The organism is Actinoplanes sp. NPDC021490, assembly GCF_055562135.1.
Genome location: NZ_JBVHFW010000003.1, coordinates 343,267 through 359,220 on the forward strand (window position 1 = coordinate 343,267; position 15,954 = coordinate 359,220).

At 70.9% G+C, this 15,954-nt stretch carries 19 protein-coding genes; 9 read left to right on the forward strand and 10 right to left on the reverse strand.

Translation table 11 applies throughout. From position 1 onward, the window contains the following. Positions 1 to 5: 5 nt before the first annotated feature. Positions 6 to 785, reverse strand: a complete 780-nt coding sequence (locus ACZ3I4_RS09865) for an SAM-dependent methyltransferase (RefSeq protein ID WP_465381506.1) — start codon at positions 783 to 785, stop codon at positions 6 to 8. 135 nt (positions 786 to 920) lie between these two features. On the opposite strand from ACZ3I4_RS09865, the gene ACZ3I4_RS09870 reads away from it, so the two are divergent. Next, positions 921 to 1,724, forward strand: coding sequence for an SDR family NAD(P)-dependent oxidoreductase (locus tag ACZ3I4_RS09870; protein WP_465381507.1), 804 nt, complete (start codon positions 921 to 923; stop codon positions 1,722 to 1,724). A 55-nt stretch (positions 1,725 to 1,779) separates the two neighbouring features. Here the strand turns inward: ACZ3I4_RS09870 and ACZ3I4_RS09875 are convergent, their stop codons facing one another. After that, a complete protein-coding gene (locus ACZ3I4_RS09875) occupies positions 1,780 to 2,964 on the reverse strand; it encodes a zinc-dependent alcohol dehydrogenase (RefSeq protein WP_465381508.1) in 1,185 nt (394 codons plus the stop codon). 44 nt (positions 2,965 to 3,008) lie between these two features. On the opposite strand from ACZ3I4_RS09875, the gene ACZ3I4_RS09880 reads away from it, so the two are divergent. Genes ACZ3I4_RS09880 through ACZ3I4_RS09895 form a run of 4 tightly spaced genes read left to right on the forward strand, consistent with a single transcriptional unit; the run spans position 3,009 to position 6,201 of the window. Further along, positions 3,009 to 3,956, forward strand: a complete 948-nt coding sequence (locus tag ACZ3I4_RS09880; protein WP_465381509.1) for an SDR family NAD(P)-dependent oxidoreductase — start codon at positions 3,009 to 3,011, stop codon at positions 3,954 to 3,956. Positions 3,957 to 3,998: 42 nt separating this feature from the next. Continuing rightward, positions 3,999 to 4,877 (forward strand): acyl-CoA dehydrogenase, encoded by an 879-nt coding sequence (locus tag ACZ3I4_RS09885; protein ID WP_465381837.1) that lies wholly within the window; start codon positions 3,999 to 4,001, stop codon positions 4,875 to 4,877. Then, complete coding sequence (locus ACZ3I4_RS09890; RefSeq protein ID WP_465381510.1) at positions 4,871 to 5,596, forward strand: PIG-L deacetylase family protein; 726 nt, start codon at positions 4,871 to 4,873, stop codon at positions 5,594 to 5,596. Before ACZ3I4_RS09885 ends, ACZ3I4_RS09890 begins: the two co-directional genes overlap by 7 nt. Beyond that, on the forward strand, positions 5,593 to 6,201 hold the full coding sequence (locus tag ACZ3I4_RS09895; protein ID WP_465381511.1) for an SAM-dependent methyltransferase: 609 nt from the start codon (positions 5,593 to 5,595) through the stop codon (positions 6,199 to 6,201). The genes ACZ3I4_RS09890 and ACZ3I4_RS09895 overlap by 4 nt, the downstream gene beginning before the upstream one ends. Before the next feature lie 210 nt (positions 6,202 to 6,411). On the opposite strand, the gene ACZ3I4_RS09900 is transcribed toward ACZ3I4_RS09895, so the two are convergent. Further along, positions 6,412 to 7,200, reverse strand: a complete 789-nt coding sequence (locus tag ACZ3I4_RS09900; RefSeq protein ID WP_465381512.1) for a maleylpyruvate isomerase N-terminal domain-containing protein — start codon at positions 7,198 to 7,200, stop codon at positions 6,412 to 6,414. Between the two features lie 551 nt (positions 7,201 to 7,751). Here ACZ3I4_RS09900 and ACZ3I4_RS09905 point away from each other — a divergent pair. Continuing rightward, the gene (locus ACZ3I4_RS09905) at positions 7,752 to 8,249 is read left to right on the forward strand and encodes a DUF4352 domain-containing protein (RefSeq protein WP_465381838.1); all 498 of its coding nucleotides are present in this window, start codon (positions 7,752 to 7,754) and stop codon (positions 8,247 to 8,249) included. A 1-nt stretch (position 8,250) separates the two neighbouring features. Here the strand turns inward: ACZ3I4_RS09905 and ACZ3I4_RS09910 are convergent, their stop codons facing one another. Beyond that, positions 8,251 to 8,553 carry a hypothetical protein gene (locus ACZ3I4_RS09910; RefSeq protein WP_465381513.1) on the reverse strand — a complete coding sequence of 101 codons (303 nt, stop codon included), beginning with the start codon at positions 8,551 to 8,553 and terminating at the stop codon, positions 8,251 to 8,253. A gap of 555 nt (positions 8,554 to 9,108) precedes the next feature. On the opposite strand from ACZ3I4_RS09910, the gene ACZ3I4_RS09915 reads away from it, so the two are divergent. Continuing rightward, entirely contained in the window at positions 9,109 to 9,591 is a 483-nt protein-coding gene (locus ACZ3I4_RS09915) for a GNAT family N-acetyltransferase (RefSeq protein WP_465381514.1), read from the forward strand. 178 nt (positions 9,592 to 9,769) lie between these two features. Here ACZ3I4_RS09915 and ACZ3I4_RS09920 read toward each other — a convergent pair whose 3' ends face one another. From ACZ3I4_RS09920 to ACZ3I4_RS09930, 3 genes are all read right to left on the reverse strand, one after another. After that, positions 9,770 to 10,141 (reverse strand): VOC family protein, encoded by a 372-nt coding sequence (locus tag ACZ3I4_RS09920; protein ID WP_465381515.1) that lies wholly within the window; start codon positions 10,139 to 10,141, stop codon positions 9,770 to 9,772. Positions 10,142 to 10,370: 229 nt separating this feature from the next. Further along, positions 10,371 to 11,027 carry a response regulator gene (locus ACZ3I4_RS09925; protein ID WP_465381516.1) on the reverse strand — a complete coding sequence of 219 codons (657 nt, stop codon included), beginning with the start codon at positions 11,025 to 11,027 and terminating at the stop codon, positions 10,371 to 10,373. Further along, positions 11,024 to 12,115, reverse strand: coding sequence for a sensor histidine kinase (locus ACZ3I4_RS09930; protein ID WP_465381517.1), 1,092 nt, complete (start codon positions 12,113 to 12,115; stop codon positions 11,024 to 11,026). Before ACZ3I4_RS09930 ends, ACZ3I4_RS09925 begins: the two co-directional genes overlap by 4 nt. Before the next feature lie 147 nt (positions 12,116 to 12,262). Here ACZ3I4_RS09930 and ACZ3I4_RS09935 point away from each other — a divergent pair, with 147 nt between their 5' ends. Continuing rightward, complete coding sequence (locus ACZ3I4_RS09935; RefSeq protein WP_465381518.1) at positions 12,263 to 12,556, forward strand: DUF6223 family protein; 294 nt, start codon at positions 12,263 to 12,265, stop codon at positions 12,554 to 12,556. Here ACZ3I4_RS09935 and ACZ3I4_RS09940 read toward each other — a convergent pair. Together ACZ3I4_RS09940 and ACZ3I4_RS09945 are read right to left on the reverse strand one after the other, a co-directional pair. Further along, positions 12,538 to 13,188 (reverse strand): response regulator, encoded by a 651-nt coding sequence (locus tag ACZ3I4_RS09940; protein WP_465381519.1) that lies wholly within the window; start codon positions 13,186 to 13,188, stop codon positions 12,538 to 12,540. The two genes, ACZ3I4_RS09935 and ACZ3I4_RS09940, sit on opposite strands and share 19 nt — an antisense overlap. After that, positions 13,185 to 14,237 (reverse strand): sensor histidine kinase, encoded by a 1,053-nt coding sequence (locus tag ACZ3I4_RS09945; protein ID WP_465381520.1) that lies wholly within the window; start codon positions 14,235 to 14,237, stop codon positions 13,185 to 13,187. The genes ACZ3I4_RS09940 and ACZ3I4_RS09945 overlap by 4 nt, the downstream gene beginning before the upstream one ends. Positions 14,238 to 14,345: 108 nt before the next feature. Here ACZ3I4_RS09945 and ACZ3I4_RS09950 point away from each other — a divergent pair, with 108 nt between their 5' ends. Continuing rightward, positions 14,346 to 14,900, forward strand: a complete 555-nt coding sequence (locus ACZ3I4_RS09950; protein WP_465381521.1) for a hypothetical protein — start codon at positions 14,346 to 14,348, stop codon at positions 14,898 to 14,900. Positions 14,901 to 15,259: 359 nt separating this feature from the next. Here the strand turns inward: ACZ3I4_RS09950 and ACZ3I4_RS09955 are convergent, their stop codons facing one another. Further along, positions 15,260 to 15,913, reverse strand: coding sequence for a 4a-hydroxytetrahydrobiopterin dehydratase (locus ACZ3I4_RS09955; RefSeq protein ID WP_465381522.1), 654 nt, complete (start codon positions 15,911 to 15,913; stop codon positions 15,260 to 15,262). Positions 15,914 to 15,954: the final 41 nt, after the last annotated feature.

Genomic DNA, 15,954 nt, shown 5'->3' on the forward strand with positions numbered 1-15,954 from the left:
CGGGGCTACGGCTTACGCCCGATCCCGCCGTACGAGTCCTGGTGGGCAGTCCCGGTCTCCGGGCGCCAGTCGGAGACGGACACCACACCGGGCTCGACCAGTTCGAGGCCGTCGAAGAACCGGGCGATGCGTTCCGGACTGCGCAGGTGATAGGTGTGGCCGCCGTCGCTGGACACCTTGGCACCCTCGACGATCTTCGCGCTGGTGTCGGTGCCGTCGTAGAAGGCGAGGTAACTGCCGGACGGGAGCAGGTCGACCAGCCGCCGCACGATGGCCCGGGCCTCGTCGTCATCCTCCACGTGGCCCAGGATGCCCATCAGCATCAGGGCGATCGGCTGGTCGAAGTCGAGGGTGCGGGCCGCCTCGCGCCGGATCGTCGCGGTGTCGCGCAGATCGGCGTCGATGTAGTCGGTGACACCCTCCGGACCACTGCTGAGCAGGGCGCGGGCGTGCACCAGGACGAGCGGGTCGTTGTCGACGTAGACGATGCGGGACGCCGGGGCCACGCGCTGGGCCACCTCGTGCGTGTTGTTGGCCGTGGGCAAGCCGGTGCCGATGTCGAGGAACTGGCGGATCCCGGCCTCGCCGGCCAGATAGGTCACGACGCGGGCCAGGAAGGCGCGGCAGGCCCGGGCATTCTCGGCGATGGCCGGGAACACCTCGAGCACGCTGTCCCCGACCTCCCGGTCGACGGCGTAGTTGTCCTTGCCGCCGAGCCAGTAGTTCCAGACGCGGGCGCTGTGTGGCGTGGTCGTGTCCAGCTTCTCTGGCGGGGTGGTGGTCATGACAGGTGTCCTCCCGGAATCCGCGTCGAGGGGTCAGGGTAGTGCAAGACATCGACCACCATGGACCCGTCCCGGATGCGCCCCGGCCCTGTTGGAGGCGTGATTAGGTGGCCCGGTGCGGGGCATGCGACGAGCATGACAACGTCGACGAATGCATTTGCAGTGGTGACCGGCGCCTCCAGCGGAATCGGGTTCGAGCTGGCCAAGCAGTTCGCCCAGCACGGGTACGACCTGCTGGTGTGCGCCGAGGACGACGGCATCGAGGAGGCGGCCACCGCGCTGCGCCGCGACGGCCAGAACCAGGTGACCGCCGTACGCGCGGACCTCGCGCACTACGAGGGCGTCGAGCACCTGTACGCGGCGATCCTCGAGACCGGGCGCCCGGTGGACGCGATCGCCCTCAACGCCGGCCGCGGCATCGGTGGCGACTTCACGACGGAGACCGACCTGCGCGAGGAGCTCAACGTCATCGACGTGAACGTGACGTCGACCGTGCACCTGGCCAAGCGGGTGCTGCCGGACATGGTGGCCCGCAACGCCGGCCAGGTCTTGTTCACATCCTCGATCGCGTCGATGATGCCGGGCACCTACCAGGCCGTCTACAACGCGTCGAAGTCGTTCGTGCAGTCGTTCGCCGAGGCCCTGCGGGCCGAGCTGAAGGACACCGAAGTGACGGTGACGTCGCTGATGCCCGGCCCGACCGACACCAACTTCTTCCACCGCGCCGACATGGACGACACGAAGGTCGGCTCGAGCAAGAAGGACGACCCGGCCGTGGTGGCCAAGCAGGGCTTCGAGGCCATGCAGAAGGACAAGGAGAAGATCGTCGCCGGTTCGCTGAAGACCAAGGTGCAGGGCGCGGCGTCCAAGGTGATGCCGGACAAGCTCAAGGGCGAGATGCACCGCAAGATGGCCGAGCCCGGTTCGGGCGACAAGTGAGACAAGGCCGGGCCCGCTCGATCGGAGCGGGCCCGGCCTTCGTTACGGCCGTCGGTTACGGCTTGAGAACGACCTTGATGCAGCCGTCCTCCTTCTTCTTGAAGATCTCGTAGCCGTGCGGTGCTTCCTCCAGCGGCAGGCGGTGGGTGGTCAGGTCGTCCACGCCCAGCGGGTCGCCGTCACCGGTGAGCAGCGGCATGATCTCGTCGACCCAGTGCTTCACGTGGGCCTGGCCCATCCGCATGGTGACGCCCTTGTCGAACAGGTCCATCATCGGGAACGGGTCGGCCTCGCCGCCGTAGACCCCGATGATCGAGATGGTGCCGGCCCGCCGGACGGAGTCGAAGGCGGTGCGCAGCGCGGCCATCCGGTCGACGCCGAACGTCTCGGTGGCCTTGCGCGCGAGGGCGTCGGGCAGCATACCGGCCGCCTTCATCGCGGCCGACTGGAACGGGGTGCCGTGCGCCTCCATGCCGACGGCCTCGATCACCGAGTCGGCGCCGCGTCCGGCGGTCGCGTCGCGTACGGCCTCGCCGATGTCGTCGATCTTGTCGAAGTTCAGCACCTCGATGCCGTTGCGCTCGGCCATGGCGATCCGCTCGGGCACGTTGTCGACCGCGAGGACCCGGCCGGCGCCCAGGTGGCGGGCGATCCGGGCCGACATCTGGCCGATCGGGCCGAGACCGGTGACCAGCACCGTGCCGCCGGGCTCGATGTCGGCCCACTTCGCGGCCTGCCACGAGGTGGTCAGCACGTCCGAGAGGAACAGGAAGCGCTCGTCAGGGTGGCCCTCCGGCACCTTGATCGGCCCGAAGTGCGCCTGCGGCACGCGCAGGTATTCGGCCTGACCGCCGGGCACCTGGCCGTACAGCTTGGTGTAGCCGAACAGCGACGCGCCCTTGCCTTGCTCCTTGACCTGGGTGGTCTCGCACTGCGCGTAGTAGCCCTTCCGGCAGAAGAAGCAGTGGCCGCAGGAGATGTTGAAGGGGATCACCACCCGGTCGCCCGGCTTGATGTGCGTGACCTCGGCGCCCACCTCCTCGACGATGCCCATCGGCTCGTGCCCGAGGATGTCGCCCTTGTCGAGATACATCCCGAGCACGTCGTACAGGTGCAGATCGGAGCCGCAGATCGCGGTCGATGTCATACGGACGATGGCGTCCGTCGGCTCCTGGATGACAGGGTCGGGAACGTTCTCCACCGCGACTTTGCCGGTTCCTTGCCAAGTGAGTGCTCGCATATATGTTCGAGTACCCGGGCTTTACCCGGGTATGCGATGCGTTCATGAGCTCACGCGTGGTGGTATTGACCGGGGCGTCCAGCGGCATCGGCCGGGCTTCGGCCGTGGCGTTCGCCCGGCGAGGGGACCACGTCGTGCTGGCCGCGCGCGGCGCCGCCGATCTGGCCCGGGTGGCCGCGGAATGCGGGGGCGACGCCATGGTCGTCACCGCCGACGTGACCCACCGCGAGGACCTGGAGGCGCTGGCGAAGGCCACGGTGGAGCGGCACGGGCGGATCGACGTGTGGGTCGACACGGCCGCCGTGATGGCGTACGGGAAATTCGAGGATCTGCCGCCCGAGGTGTTCGACCGGGTGGTCACCACCGACCTGCTCGGCCCGGCGAACGTTGCCCGTACGGCGCTGAGGCAGTTCCGAGCCCAGGGCCACGGCACGCTGATCCTGGTCGGCTCGCTGCTGGCCCACGTCGCGGTGCCCTATGTGTCGGCCTACGTGACCGCGAAGTGGGGCGCCCGCGGCCTGGCCCGCATCCTGCGGCAGGAGACGCGGGACGCCAAGGACATCCACGTCTGCGCGGTGGCGCCGGGCAGCGTCGACACGCCGATCTACGCCAGCGCGGCCAACTACGCCGGGTTCGTCGGCCGTCCGCCGCCGCCGGTGGACTCGGCCGAACGGGTCGCCGCACGCGTCGTCCGGCAGGCCGACAAACCGCGGGCCGAGGTCTCCGTCGGCGCGACCAACCGGCTCATCGAGTTCGGCTTCGTCGCCTTCCCACCCCTGTACGACGCGCTGGTCGGGACCCTGATGCGGCGCGGCGGCCTGGGACGCCGGCCGATCGAGGCGCACGACGGCAACGTGTACGCCTCCCAGCCGCGCCAGGAGGGCGGGCCGGGACGGTGGGGCCGGGCCACCGTGGGTGCGGTGGCCGCCATTCCCGTGGCCGCGCTGGCGATCGCGGCCGGACAACTCGTTCGCAAGCAGCGCTCAAAATAATTGGTTGGGCGCCCGCCGCCCGGGTATCGCGGCCTGGTGCTCATGATCCATTCCCGGCCCGGCCAGGGCGACACCGCCGGGCGCCTCAGGAAACTCGCCGAGCTGGGCCGGGCCGACCCGGTCGCCGCCCGGCTGGGCGAGGGCCACGCGGACGCCGCCGCGATCCGGGCCGAACTCGGCGACGACGGCCCGGCGTCCGCCGACGAACGGTGGGGCGTGTGGGCGGCCGTGCCCCGTTCGCTGCAAGCCGTGAAAACGGCCGAGGGGTGGCGGCTCGGCGGGGAGCGGCCGTGGTGCTCCGGGGCCGGCTGGTGCACCCACGCGCTGGTCACCGCCGAGGCCCCGGACGGCATCCGGCTCTTCGCGGTCACCAACGAGGCGCCGCACGCCGTCCCGCTCGACGGCACCTGGCCGGCGGTGGGCATGGCGGCCAGCGACAGCCGCACCATCCGGTTCACCGACGCGCCCGCGCGCCCGGTCGGCGGCCCCGGCGACTACGTCAACCGGCCCGGCTTCTGGCACGGCGGCATCGGCGTCGCGGCCTGCTGGTACGGCGGCACGCTGGGCATCGCCGACCTGCTGCGCGAGAAGGCCGACGGCCCGCACGCGCTGGCCCACCTGGGCGCGGTCGACGTGGCCCTGGGCGCGGCCCGCGCGGTGCTGGCCGAGGCGGCCGCCGCGATCGACGCCGATCCGGACGCCCTCCAGCAGCGGCTGGCCCTGCGCGTACGGGCGACGGTCGAGGCCGCCGCCACCGAGGTCATCGACCGGGTCGGCCGCGCCCTCGGAGCCGGACCGCTGTGCCGCGACGAGCGCCACGCCCGCCGGGTCGCCGACCTGACCGTCTATCTGCGGCAGAGCCACGCCGAGGCCGACCTCGAGCAGCTGGGCCGTCTCGTGCAGGAGGAGTCACCGTGGTGAAACCGATCGTCATCGCCGAAGGCACGCCCGAACAGAGTTGGCTCTCCTGGCCCGCGACCGCCGGATGGCCCCGGCTGCCGCTGGCCGGCGCGGGCACGCCGCTGATCGTCGCCCCGCACCCCGACGACGAGATCCTCGGCGTGGCCGGGCTGATGGCCACGCTGGGCGCGGCCGAGCTGGTCGCGGTGACCGACGGCGAGGCCTCCCATCCCGGCTCGACGGTGCACACGCAAGGGGAACTGGCCGCGATCCGGCGCGCCGAAACCGACGAGGCCCTGCGCCGCCTGGGCGTGGGCGACGCCGTCGTGCACCGGCTGGGCCACCCCGACGGCAAGATCGAGGAGGATCCGCTGACCGAGGTCCTCACCGGCTTGCTCTCGCCGGGCCGCTGGTGCCTGGCGACGTGGCGGGAGGACGGCCACCCGGATCACGAGGCGGTGGGCCGGGCCGCCGCGCGCGCCTGCGAGGCCACCGGGGCGGTGCTGCTCGAATATCCGATCTGGACGTGGCACTGGTCCTCGCCGGACGACGCGCGGGTGCCGTGGGACCGCGCGTGCCGGGTCAACCTGGACGAAGCCGCCATGGCCACGAAGCAGCAGGCCATCGAGGCGTTCCCGAGCCAGATCGCTCCCCTGGGCCCCGGCCCGGCCGACGCCGCCATCCTGCCGCCGCACGTCCTGGCCCGGTTCGCCCGCCCGTTCGAGGTGGTCTTCCGATGACCACGCCGACAAGCTATTTCGAGGACCTGTACGCCCGCAGCAGCGACCCGTGGAGCTTCGAGACCCGCTGGTACGACGCCCGCAAGCACGCACTGACCGTGGATTCACTGCCGCGCCGCCACTACCGCTCGGGATTCGAGCCCGGCTGCTCGACCGGCCGGCTCACCGCACGCCTGGCCGGGCGCTGCGAACGCCTGCTGTCGGTCGACGCGGTCCCGGCCGCGGTGGCCACGGCGGCCGGCCACCTCGCCGCGTTCCCGCACGTCACCGTGGGCACCGCCCGGATGCCCGCGGACTGGCCGGACGCCACGTTCGACCTGATCGTGCTGTCCGAGATCGGCTACTACTTCGACGACCACGACCTGACCACGCTGATCGACCGCGCGGTCGCCTCCCTCGAGCCCGGCGGCGACCTGATCGCCGTGCACTGGCGGCACCCGGTCGAAGAGCACGCCCGCCCGGGCGACGACGTGCACGAAAGGCTCGGCGCCACACCTGGGCTGGCCCGTCAGGCCCGGCACGAGGAGGCCGACTTCCTGCTCGAGGTGTTCACCCGGACGCCTCCGGACGCGCTATCCGTGGCCCAGGCCGAAGGGCTGGCCTGACCCGGACCCGCTCACGGACGACGCCGGCCGCGGGCTGCCGTCGGCCTGACCCCGGACGCGTTCACGCACGACGCCGGCCGCGGCCGCTTCGGACCCGCTCACGCACGACTCCGGCCGCCCCGGCCGCGTGCGGCGGCTGCGGAGCGGCCGGGATCGGGCCGGTGCTTCGTATCCGGCTTCAGCAGTGTCCGGCTTCAGCAGTGTCCGGCTTCAGAAGCCGGGGAAGGCCGCCCGCAGGTCGTCCAGGCCGGCGTTGCCGGTCACCGTGACCCCGGCCGGGGTGTACTGCGGGCCCAGGCGGCCGGCGAGCAGCCGCAGCGCCGCCTCGAGCGGGCCGTCGAAGGTCGCGGTCGCGTCGAGCGTGTCGGTGGTGAGGCGGGACTCGTCGCCCACCACGATGCGGTACGGCGTTCCGCTGATCGCGGCGACGACCGGCCCGCTCACCGCGTCGGGCTTGGCGATGAAGCCGATCAGGAAGCTCAGGCCGCCGCTGAGGTGCTCGGCCAGCAGGTCGGCCGACTCCGGTCGCAGGCCCGCCGCCGGGTCGCCGGCCACCCGGATGTCCCAGGTGTGGCTGGCCACCTCGTTGAGCCGCAGGCCGGCGAACGACGCCACCGGGATCGGCTGCGGCAGGAAGCCCGGGTTGATCGAGACCGACTCGAGCTGCTCGGGCGTCAGGGCCTCCAGGGCGGCCACGAACGCCTCGTCCGACTCGAGCCAGCCGGCCGCCTGCGCCTCGGGGGCGAGGGCGTTCCACCGGTCCCAGACGCCCTGGTTGAAGTCCGGTCCCGGCTTCTCGGCCTGACCCATCTCGGCGCGGAAGTTCGCCAGCGCGATCTCGGCGCCGCTGCCCAGGTGCGAGAAGACCTGCGCGACGGTCCATTCCGACGCGCCGGACGGCGACTTGAGCTGCTCGGGCGTGAGGGTGCCGGCCGCCGCGGCGAGCGCTTCGTGCTCGGAGCGCAGGGCCGCGATCGTACGGGCCGCAAGGGTTGTCATAGCGTGAAGCCTAGATCGGCGCCGGCCAAGGCCGCTCAGCGCTCATCCCGTACGCCCGGCTCCGGGTCCGTACGCTGCTGGAACTCTCGGCCATGAAAGATCACCCAAAGGTCTGACCGATAGGCCGCAGTGTGCCGGTGAGGCCTGACAGGACGGCTGATGATCTTGTCGGGGCAGCCCTGTTGCATGGGAAGGCGACCGAGCCTGGACTGGCGCCCGGGCGCACACCAATCCCTGACACCAGTCCGTGGAGCTCCGAAACTGTGACATACCAGCCTCCCGGTGAGCCTCAGCCGGGTTCTTACGGCCCGCCCGACAACACGTACGGCTCGCCGCAGGGTTCTTACGGTCAGCCTTCGTACGGCAATGCCGGCAATTACGGCAGTGCGGGCACTTATGGCACGCCGGCCTCTTCCAACGACGGGCCGCCGTCTTCCTATGGCACGCCGCCGCCTTCGTACGGAACGCCGCCGCCTTCCTATGGGACGCCTGCGCCGCCGCCCAAGAAGAAGCGCAAGTGGCCGTGGATTCTGCTCGGTGTCGTGGTTGTGATGATTCTCGGCTGCGTCGGCATCTTCACCCTCGTCCTCGGCGGGGCCAAGGACGCCGTGCAGACGCTCGACGACAACGCCGCCGGCAAGAACGCGGTGGCCGGCGAGATGAACAAGGCCGCGCGCGACGGCAAGTTCGAGTTCACGGTCAAGAACATGGACTGCACCAAGAGCACCGTCGGCCCTTCCGTCCTGCCGGCCAAGGCCCAGGGCACGTTCTGCGTCGTCACGCTGACCGTCAAGAACATCGGCGACGAGGCCCAGTACTTCGACGGTTCGAGCCAGAAGGCGTACGACGCCAAGGGCACGCAGTTCTCCGACAACGTCGAGGCCGAGGTCGCGGTCAACGGCAACAGTTCGACGTTCCTGCAGCAGATCAACCCGGGCAACCAGGTGACCGGCAAGCTCGTCTACGACGTGCCCAAGGGCACCAAGCTCACGTCGATCGAGCTGCACGACTCGGTGTTCTCGGGCGGCGTGAAGATCCCGCTCAAGTAGCTTAGACCTGGAACAGGACGCGCCCGTTCAGCGAGATCACCATCTCGCCGCCGGCCCGCAGGATCAGCACCGCACCTGGGTTGCCCTGGGTGCGGCTGCTCCAGGCCGTGCCGTTGCCCGCGTCGTACAGGACGAGATGGCCGTCGTTCTGCATAACGAGTTTGACGCCGGTGGTCGTGCCGGTCCGCCAGACGACCCGCCCTTGATCCCGCAACACGAGATCACCCTCGCCGGTCACCGTGAGCCGGAGCCGGTTGCTCGACCAGCTCTGCCCCGCGTTCAGAACGCTGGTGCTCGCGATCACTTTGTCCTGCCAGACCGGCGTGGGCGTCCGGGTCGGTTTGCTGGAAGCCGTAGCCGTAGCCGTAGCCGTAGCCGTAGCCGAAGCTGTCGTCGGCTCTGAAGCCGGAGCCGATGGGGGCCGGGTCGACGGAGCAAACGTCGTCGGCTCCTCGACGGGCTCGATCTGCCGCTCCGGGGGAACAGCGATCTCGGCCGGAGGCCGGCGGTCCTGCCCGATCCAGACGCCGGCATAGACGGACGCACCCAGAGCAAGCCCGACAGCACTCACCACGGCGAGCCTCGCCGGGCGATACTTCGCAGCCATGAAAGCCTTTCGCGTACGGGTCGACCCCCGAGAGGCTACGGCCCGCCACTCACCGCCCGGCTCACCCACTCGGTCCCGTCCCCCTCGGTCGACCGGCGGCCGTCGGCACGCGGCCCACCCGATCGAGACCCTGTTGCTTCGGCGGCTGGCCATCAGGAATCCACGCTCGCCTGTCGGCGAACGCCGTCCTCCGCGGGCCAACGCGATCCCGGCCGAGGAGGCAGAATCGCCGTGACGATGGGGGGCTGTGACATGGCTGAGGTAGCGCTGCGACCGATCGAGGACTCCGACCTCGACGCGCTGTTCGAACAGATGCGGGATCCCGAGTCGGTGCACATGGCCGCTTTCGTGAGCCGGGACCCCAACGATCGCGCCGCCTTCGACGCCCACATGGCCCGCATCCGCGCAAGGCCCGACGTAACGAACCGCGCCATCACCCTGGACGGCCATTTGGTCGGCAGCGTCGCTGCTTTCGTCATCGAGGGCGACACCGAGGTCACCTACTGGATCGACCGCCGCTTCTGGGGCCAGGGCATAGCCGGCCGCGCGCTCGCCCTGCTGCTGCAGGAAGTCCCCGTACGCCCCCTGTTCGGCCGAGCCGCAAGCGACAACCACGCATCGCTCCGAGTGCTGCGTCGAGCCGGCTTCACCGACATCGGCACCGAAACCGGCTTCGCCCAGGCCCGCAACACCACAATCGAGGAGACCATCCTGCGCCTCGACGCCCCTCAGTAAAGGCCGCCCTCACCCACCAAGGGCAGCCCCACCGCCCTGTAACGGCCGCCCTCACCCACCAAGGGCAGCCCCACCGCCCTGTAACGGCCGCCCTCAATTCCGCCGTCGCTGAACCCGACGCCGGCGCTTCGGGGCCACCACTGGCTCAAGCCCGGACGCCCCACAATGACGGCCGGCCTCACCCCACCACGGGTGCCCAGCTCGGACGTGGGATCAGGCAGAACGGGTGGCCGGCCGGATCGGCGAAGACGTTGTTGCCGGGCAGGGGCGTCGCCCCGAGCGCGATCACCGACTCCGCCGCGGCCGCCGGGTCGTCAACCATGACGTCGAGGTGCATCTGTTGCGGGATCGCCGGGTCCGGCCAGGTCGGCGCCACGTGATCGGGTGCGCGCTGAAAGGCCATCCCGGACGTGGTCGTGTCGGCCGAAACGACCACGAAGTCGCCGTCGTCGTAGGTGATCGGCTGACCGAGCACAGCACTCCAGAAACGCCCCTCGACCGCAGGCTCCGGGCAGTCAATGATCAGGTGGTGCAGTCGTCCAACGGCCATCGCACTCCAATCGACATCCGGCGTCCGAGGACGGGCGGCCGGGGTTTACGTCCTGGATCCGGGCGTCCCGGGCCCAGGCGTCGCGGGTTCGGGCGTCGCGGGTTCGGGCGTCGCGGGCCCGGGCGTCGCGGGCCCGGGCGTCCCGGGCCCGGCGTCCCGGGCCCGGCGTCCCGGTCCGGCGTTCGGCGTCCGCAGTGGCTTCCAGGCCGTCACAAGGCAGCCTCGGCGCTCAGGCTGGTGTCGGTTTCACGAGGCCGGACTCGTAGGCGATCACCACCAGTTGCGCGCGGTCGCGGGCCCGCAGCTTGGTCATGGCCCGGTTGATGTGAGTCTTCGCGGTTATCGGGGTGATCGCCATCTGGACGGCCACCTCGTTGTTCGACAATCCCTGCGCGACCAGGGCCACAGCCTCACGCTCGCGGTTTGTCAGCTCGTCCAGGTTTGCCGCGGGCCGGGGCGGGCGCGTGACGTAGCGGTCGATCAGCTTGCGAGTGATCGCCGGGGCGAGCAGCGCCTCCCCGCGCGCCGCGACCCGGACCGCATGCACGAAATCCTCCGGCTGAATGTCCTTGACGAGAAATCCCCCGGCCCCCGCACGAAGCGCCTGAAAGACATACTCATCCAACCCGTAGTTGGTCAGAATCACCACGTGCACGCCGCTCAACGCCGGATCCGCGGCGATGCGCTCGGTTGCCTGAATGCCGTCCAGGGTGGGCATCCGAACGTCGATCAACGCGACGTCGGGCGCGTGCTGCCGGGCGAGGGCCAGCGCCTGTTCACCGTCGCTGCCCTCGGCCACCACCTCGATGTCGTCCTCGAGATCGAGCAGCGCCCGGAAACCGCTGCGAATCAGCGGCTGGTCGTCGACGAGCAGGACCCTGATCATCCCGTACGTTCCCATGGCAGCTCGACGTCGACCGTGAAGCCCCCGCCCGTCCGCGGTTCGGCCCGGAGACTGCCCCCGAGCGCGGCAACCCTTTCCCGCATGCCGAGCAGCCCGATCCCCGGCTCGGGTGCGGAGCCCGGAACTCCAGGGCCGTCGTCGTCCACACGGACCGCCAGAGCATCGGGACGGTAGTCGAGGTGCACCGTGGCGTTCGCGCCCGCGGCATGCCGGACGACATTGGTCAGCGACTCCTGAACGATCCGGTAAGCCGTGCGGTCGACGGCGAACGGCACATCGGCCCGCTCTCCCTCGATCGTCAGCGTGGTCCCGATCCCCGCGTTCGCGGCCCGTTCGACAAGCGCCGGGATCTGGTCGATCCCGTGCGGTGGCACGTGGGAGTCGTCGCGCAGCGCCTCGAGAGTCGCGCGCAGATCACGAGAGGCCGCGCGCCCCGCCTCGCGAATGGCCAGCAGCGCCTCGGGCACCGGCTCGCCCCGCCGCTCGGCCACATGGACCGCCGCCTCGGACTGCACCTTGATCACCGAGATCTGGTGCGTGAGCGAGTCGTGCAGCTCCCGGGCGATGTGCAGCCTCTCCTCGTCGGCCCGCCGCCGCGCGATCGCCTCGCGGGTGCGCACGGCCTCGTCGGCCCGCTGCTCGGCCTCCCGCAGGGCCACCCCCGCTGCCCCCGCCGCGAGCAGCCAGGCCAGCTCGAGAACGCCGCGGGACCGGGCGAACGCCTCACCCAGGCCGGAGGCCCCCGAGGCCACGGCCGCCACCGGCAGCGTGACCAGCACGATCACGCTGGTCGCCACGGTGGCGACCCACCGCCCGTCCCGCATCGCCGAATAGACCGCGATGAGGTAGGCCACGGCGAACGCCTCGAAGCCGGCCGCCTGGTAGCCGACCGCGCAGGCTCCCGTGATGATCACAACGGCAACCGGTGCCCGCCGGCGCTCGCCCAGCGAGAGGCCGCCGATGACCAGAAGCGGATAACCGATCGCCTCCAGCCCGGTGGTGGACAGCCCGGTGATCAGCATGATGACGGCCACCCCGACCGCTATCACCCAATCCCATGCCCTGTCCATGCGGGCACAGTAGCCGCCGGCCAACCGGCGCGCGTCGTGCGAACGCAGGCGATGTCGGCTGCTGCGAACGCAGTAGTCAGGTGTCCACATCGGCACGATGCCCTCCAGCCTCCGCCCGACCACGATGCAGAGGCGAAAGGAGGACCCATGTTCACCATGGATCGATTGATAGCAACGGTGGCCTCGCTGCTGGCACTGGCAGGCGTCTTCACCGCGTCGTGGGCCTTGGCCCGCACGAGAAGGAACGGCTCCGTCGCCGCCGTGCTCGCCGGTGCGGTCGGCACGCTCGTGGGCATCCTGGTGATAGCCACGGCCGACGGCGGTCCCGGCACAGGAAACGGCGTGGTGGGCGGCTGGGCGGCCGTCGTGCTGGGCCCGATCTCCATGACGCTCGGCGGGCTGGCCCTGGCGCGCGGCCGCGTTCAGGCGAGGCCGGATTGATAGGCGAAGACGACCAGCTGGGCGCGGTCCCGGGCGCCCAGCTTGGTCATCGACCGGCTCACGTGGGTGCGGGCCGTGGCCGGGCTGACGACGAGGTGTTCGGCGATCTCGTGGTTGCTCAGTCCCTGCGCGACCAGCACGACGATCTCGCGCTCACGATCGGTCAGGCGGTCCAGGCCGGGATGCGGGGTGCGTGAGTGCGGAGACAGGTCGGTGAATTCGCGAATCAGGGTGCGGGTGACCGAGGGCGCCAGCAGGGCACCACCGTCGGTGACCGTGCGCACCGCGTCCAGCAGAGCAGGTGGCTTGGTGTTCTTCAGCAGGAAGCCGCTCGCGCCGGCGCGCAGGGCGGTGAAGACGTATTCGTCGTGTTCGAAGGTGGTGAGAACGATGACTCTGGTCGTCGACATGGCCGGATCGGCCACGATCCGGCGGGTGGCCTCGAGGCCGTCGATCCCGGGCATGCGGATGTCCATGAGCACCAGATCGGGATGGGTGCGACGGGCCTCGGCCAGGGCGGCGAGCCCGTCGGCCGCCTCGGCCACAACCGTGAACCCGTCGGAGGCGTCGAACAGCGCACGCAGGCCGAGGCGTACGAGGTCCTGGTCGTCGGCGAGCATCACGGTGATCACGGATGGCGCTCCCGGGGGATGACGGCGTGGAGGGCGAACGTGCCGGAGTGGGCCGAGGCGGTCAGGTCGCCGCCGAGCTGCTCGACGCGGCGGCGCATCCCGGTGATGCCGAACCCCTCGGCGTGGCCGGCCGTGGCGACGGAGTTGAAGACGCCCAGGTCGAGCCGGTCTGGACGGTGCTGGATCGTCACCCGCGCTCGTGGCTGGTCGGCGTGCTTCACGACGTTCGTGAGCGCCTCCTGCAGCACGCGGTACGCGGCCACGTCGACCGCGGTGGGCAGCGGGCGCGGCGTTCCGTCGACGGTCAGGTCGACAGCAACGCCGGCCGTGCGGAGGCGGGTGCACAGGTCCTCGAGACCGGACAGCCCCGGCGAGGAGAGGCCGGCGAGGGTGGCGCGCAACTCGTCCAGGGCTTCGGAGCTCGCCTTGCTGATCGCTTCGAGGGCCTCGAGTGCCATCTCGGGCCGCGCGTCGCGCAGGTGCAGCGCGATGTCGGCCTGCATCTGGATGGCAGCGAGGCCGTGGCCGACCACGTCGTGCACCTCGTGGGCGACGCGCAGGCGTTCGGCGTCGGCGATCCGCCGCTCCGACTCGGCACGCTCGCGGGCCTGCGCCTCGACGACCTGGCGACGGGCCGCGCCGAGGGTGAACGGCACGACCACCCAGGCCGTGCCGGGGGCCAGACCGATCAGCGGCTCGTCGAACACGAGGTGGATCAGCAGAACGAGCAGCGCCGGCGCCGACCAGAGGGCCGCCTGCCGGAGGGTCCGGTGGCGAGCCACGGCATAGACGCAGACGGCGAAGGACAACAGGATCGGCCCGTACGGATATCCGAGGACCAGATACAGGGAGGTGAACGATGCCGCCGTCAGCAGGGCGGGGCCGGGCCAGCGGTGGCACAGTGCCGTGGTCGCGGCGGTGGCGAGCACCAGCGCCACGGCTGTCGCGTCGACGGGGTGGTCGGTCGCCGAAAACCGGTCGAGCACCGGCAGGGTGCCCAGGCCGACCACGGCCAGGGCGGCGGGCGCGGCCAGGTCACGTGGGCGCATGGTTTCACCGTGCCATGCGCGGCCGGTGCTTGTGTACGTCGGAGGGCGTACGTGCGGGACCGCCCCGAGACCGACGAGCGAGCGCCGTTTGCCGGGCAGGCTGGGCTCATGGCTTTCAGACCCGCCCACCGCAAGTTCTGGCTCGTGCTGCACATCGTGTCGGCGGGGGCGTGGATCGGTATCGACGTGCTTGTGGCCGTGCTGGTCGGCGTCGGCGGGCTGAGCGACGATCCGGCTCGGCGTGGCCTGGCCTATCAGGCGCTGGGCACGTTCGTCGTGTGGCCGATGCTGACGTCGGGGCTGGTCTGCTTGATCACCGGGCTGGTTCTGGGCCTGGGCACCAAGTGGGGCCTGGTTCGTTACTGGTGGGTCGGCGTCAAGCTCGTTCTGAACGTCCTGTTGTGCACGCTGATCCTGGTCCTGCTGCGGCCCGGAATGCCCGACGTCGCCGCGTACGGCGTCCGGGTGTCCGCCGGCGAGTCGATCTCCTACGACGTCAGCAGCCTGATCATGCCCCCGATCGTGTCACTCACCCTGTTGAGCCTGGCCACGGTGCTCTCGGTCTACAAGCCTTGGGGCCGTGTCCGGCGTTCGCGTCCGGCAACCGTCCAAGCCACAAACCGGACCACCAACCCGCGACGATCCCCCGCCAGGACACCTTGACCAGCGCCGGTCTGCGTCGTCGTACGGCTGACGGTCGTTGAAGCGGTGCGGGCACGTGGTGACAGCGCCGGTCTGCGTCGTCGTACGGCTGACGGATGTTGAAGCGGTGCGGGCACGTGGTGACAGCGCCGGTTTGCCTCGTCGTACGGCTGACGGTCGTTGAAGCGGTGCGGGCATCTGGTGACAGCGCCAGCCGGACTCGACGACGACATCGACTGGGGCGCCCAGGTCGACGGCACCAGCGCGCGCACCCACCAGCACGCCGCCGGAGTCGCTGAATGGGGCTGACCGACTGGTCGCGTGCCGTATCCGGCGGACACGATCGGCGTCGGCATCAGCCCAAAACCGACGGACGGAAGCTAGTCGCGGGATTGCCAGGTGCAGAGGCAGATCTTGTTGCCTTCCGGGTCGGCCAGGATCCAGTACGCGGGAGAGCGCTCGTCGCTGACCAGGCGGCCGCCCGCCGCGAGCGCGGCTTTGATGCGGGGCTGCACCTCGGCGGGATCGATCCACAAGTCGTGGTGCCAGCGCTGGCGGGGTTCTTCGTCGCCGGACTGCTGGAACCACAGGGTGGGCAGTTTGTCGGCCGGGTCGGTCAGGTCGATGCCGGGGTCGGCGTTGTGGTCGCGGACCAGGCCGAACACGGCTTCCCAGAACGGCAACACCTGTTTGCGGTCCGGTGTGTCCAGGGCGATGTCGAGCCGGGATATCGGGCCGCTCGCCGGGCGCAGGCCGGCGTCCGCGGCCAGGGCGCTGATGGCTCGGGCCAGCTGCACGTCGCGGGTGGTCACGCCCTGCACGTCGTGGCTGGTCAGCCGGACGTCGACGTGCGTGTAGCGCAGGTTGACGTCGGGGTGGTGGCCGGCCTGCTCGGCGGCGGCACCGATGGCGGCGACCAGCGCCAGCCCGGCCGCGAAGTCGGGCGTGCCGATCCGGGTTTCCAGGCTGTCGTAGAAGTAGGCCCAGCCGGTGAGGCCCTCGCCCGCGATCTGCTGTCCGGTCAGACTGGTCATCCGCCCATCCTGGCCGATGCGGGCCTCGCACTGCCTTCCCG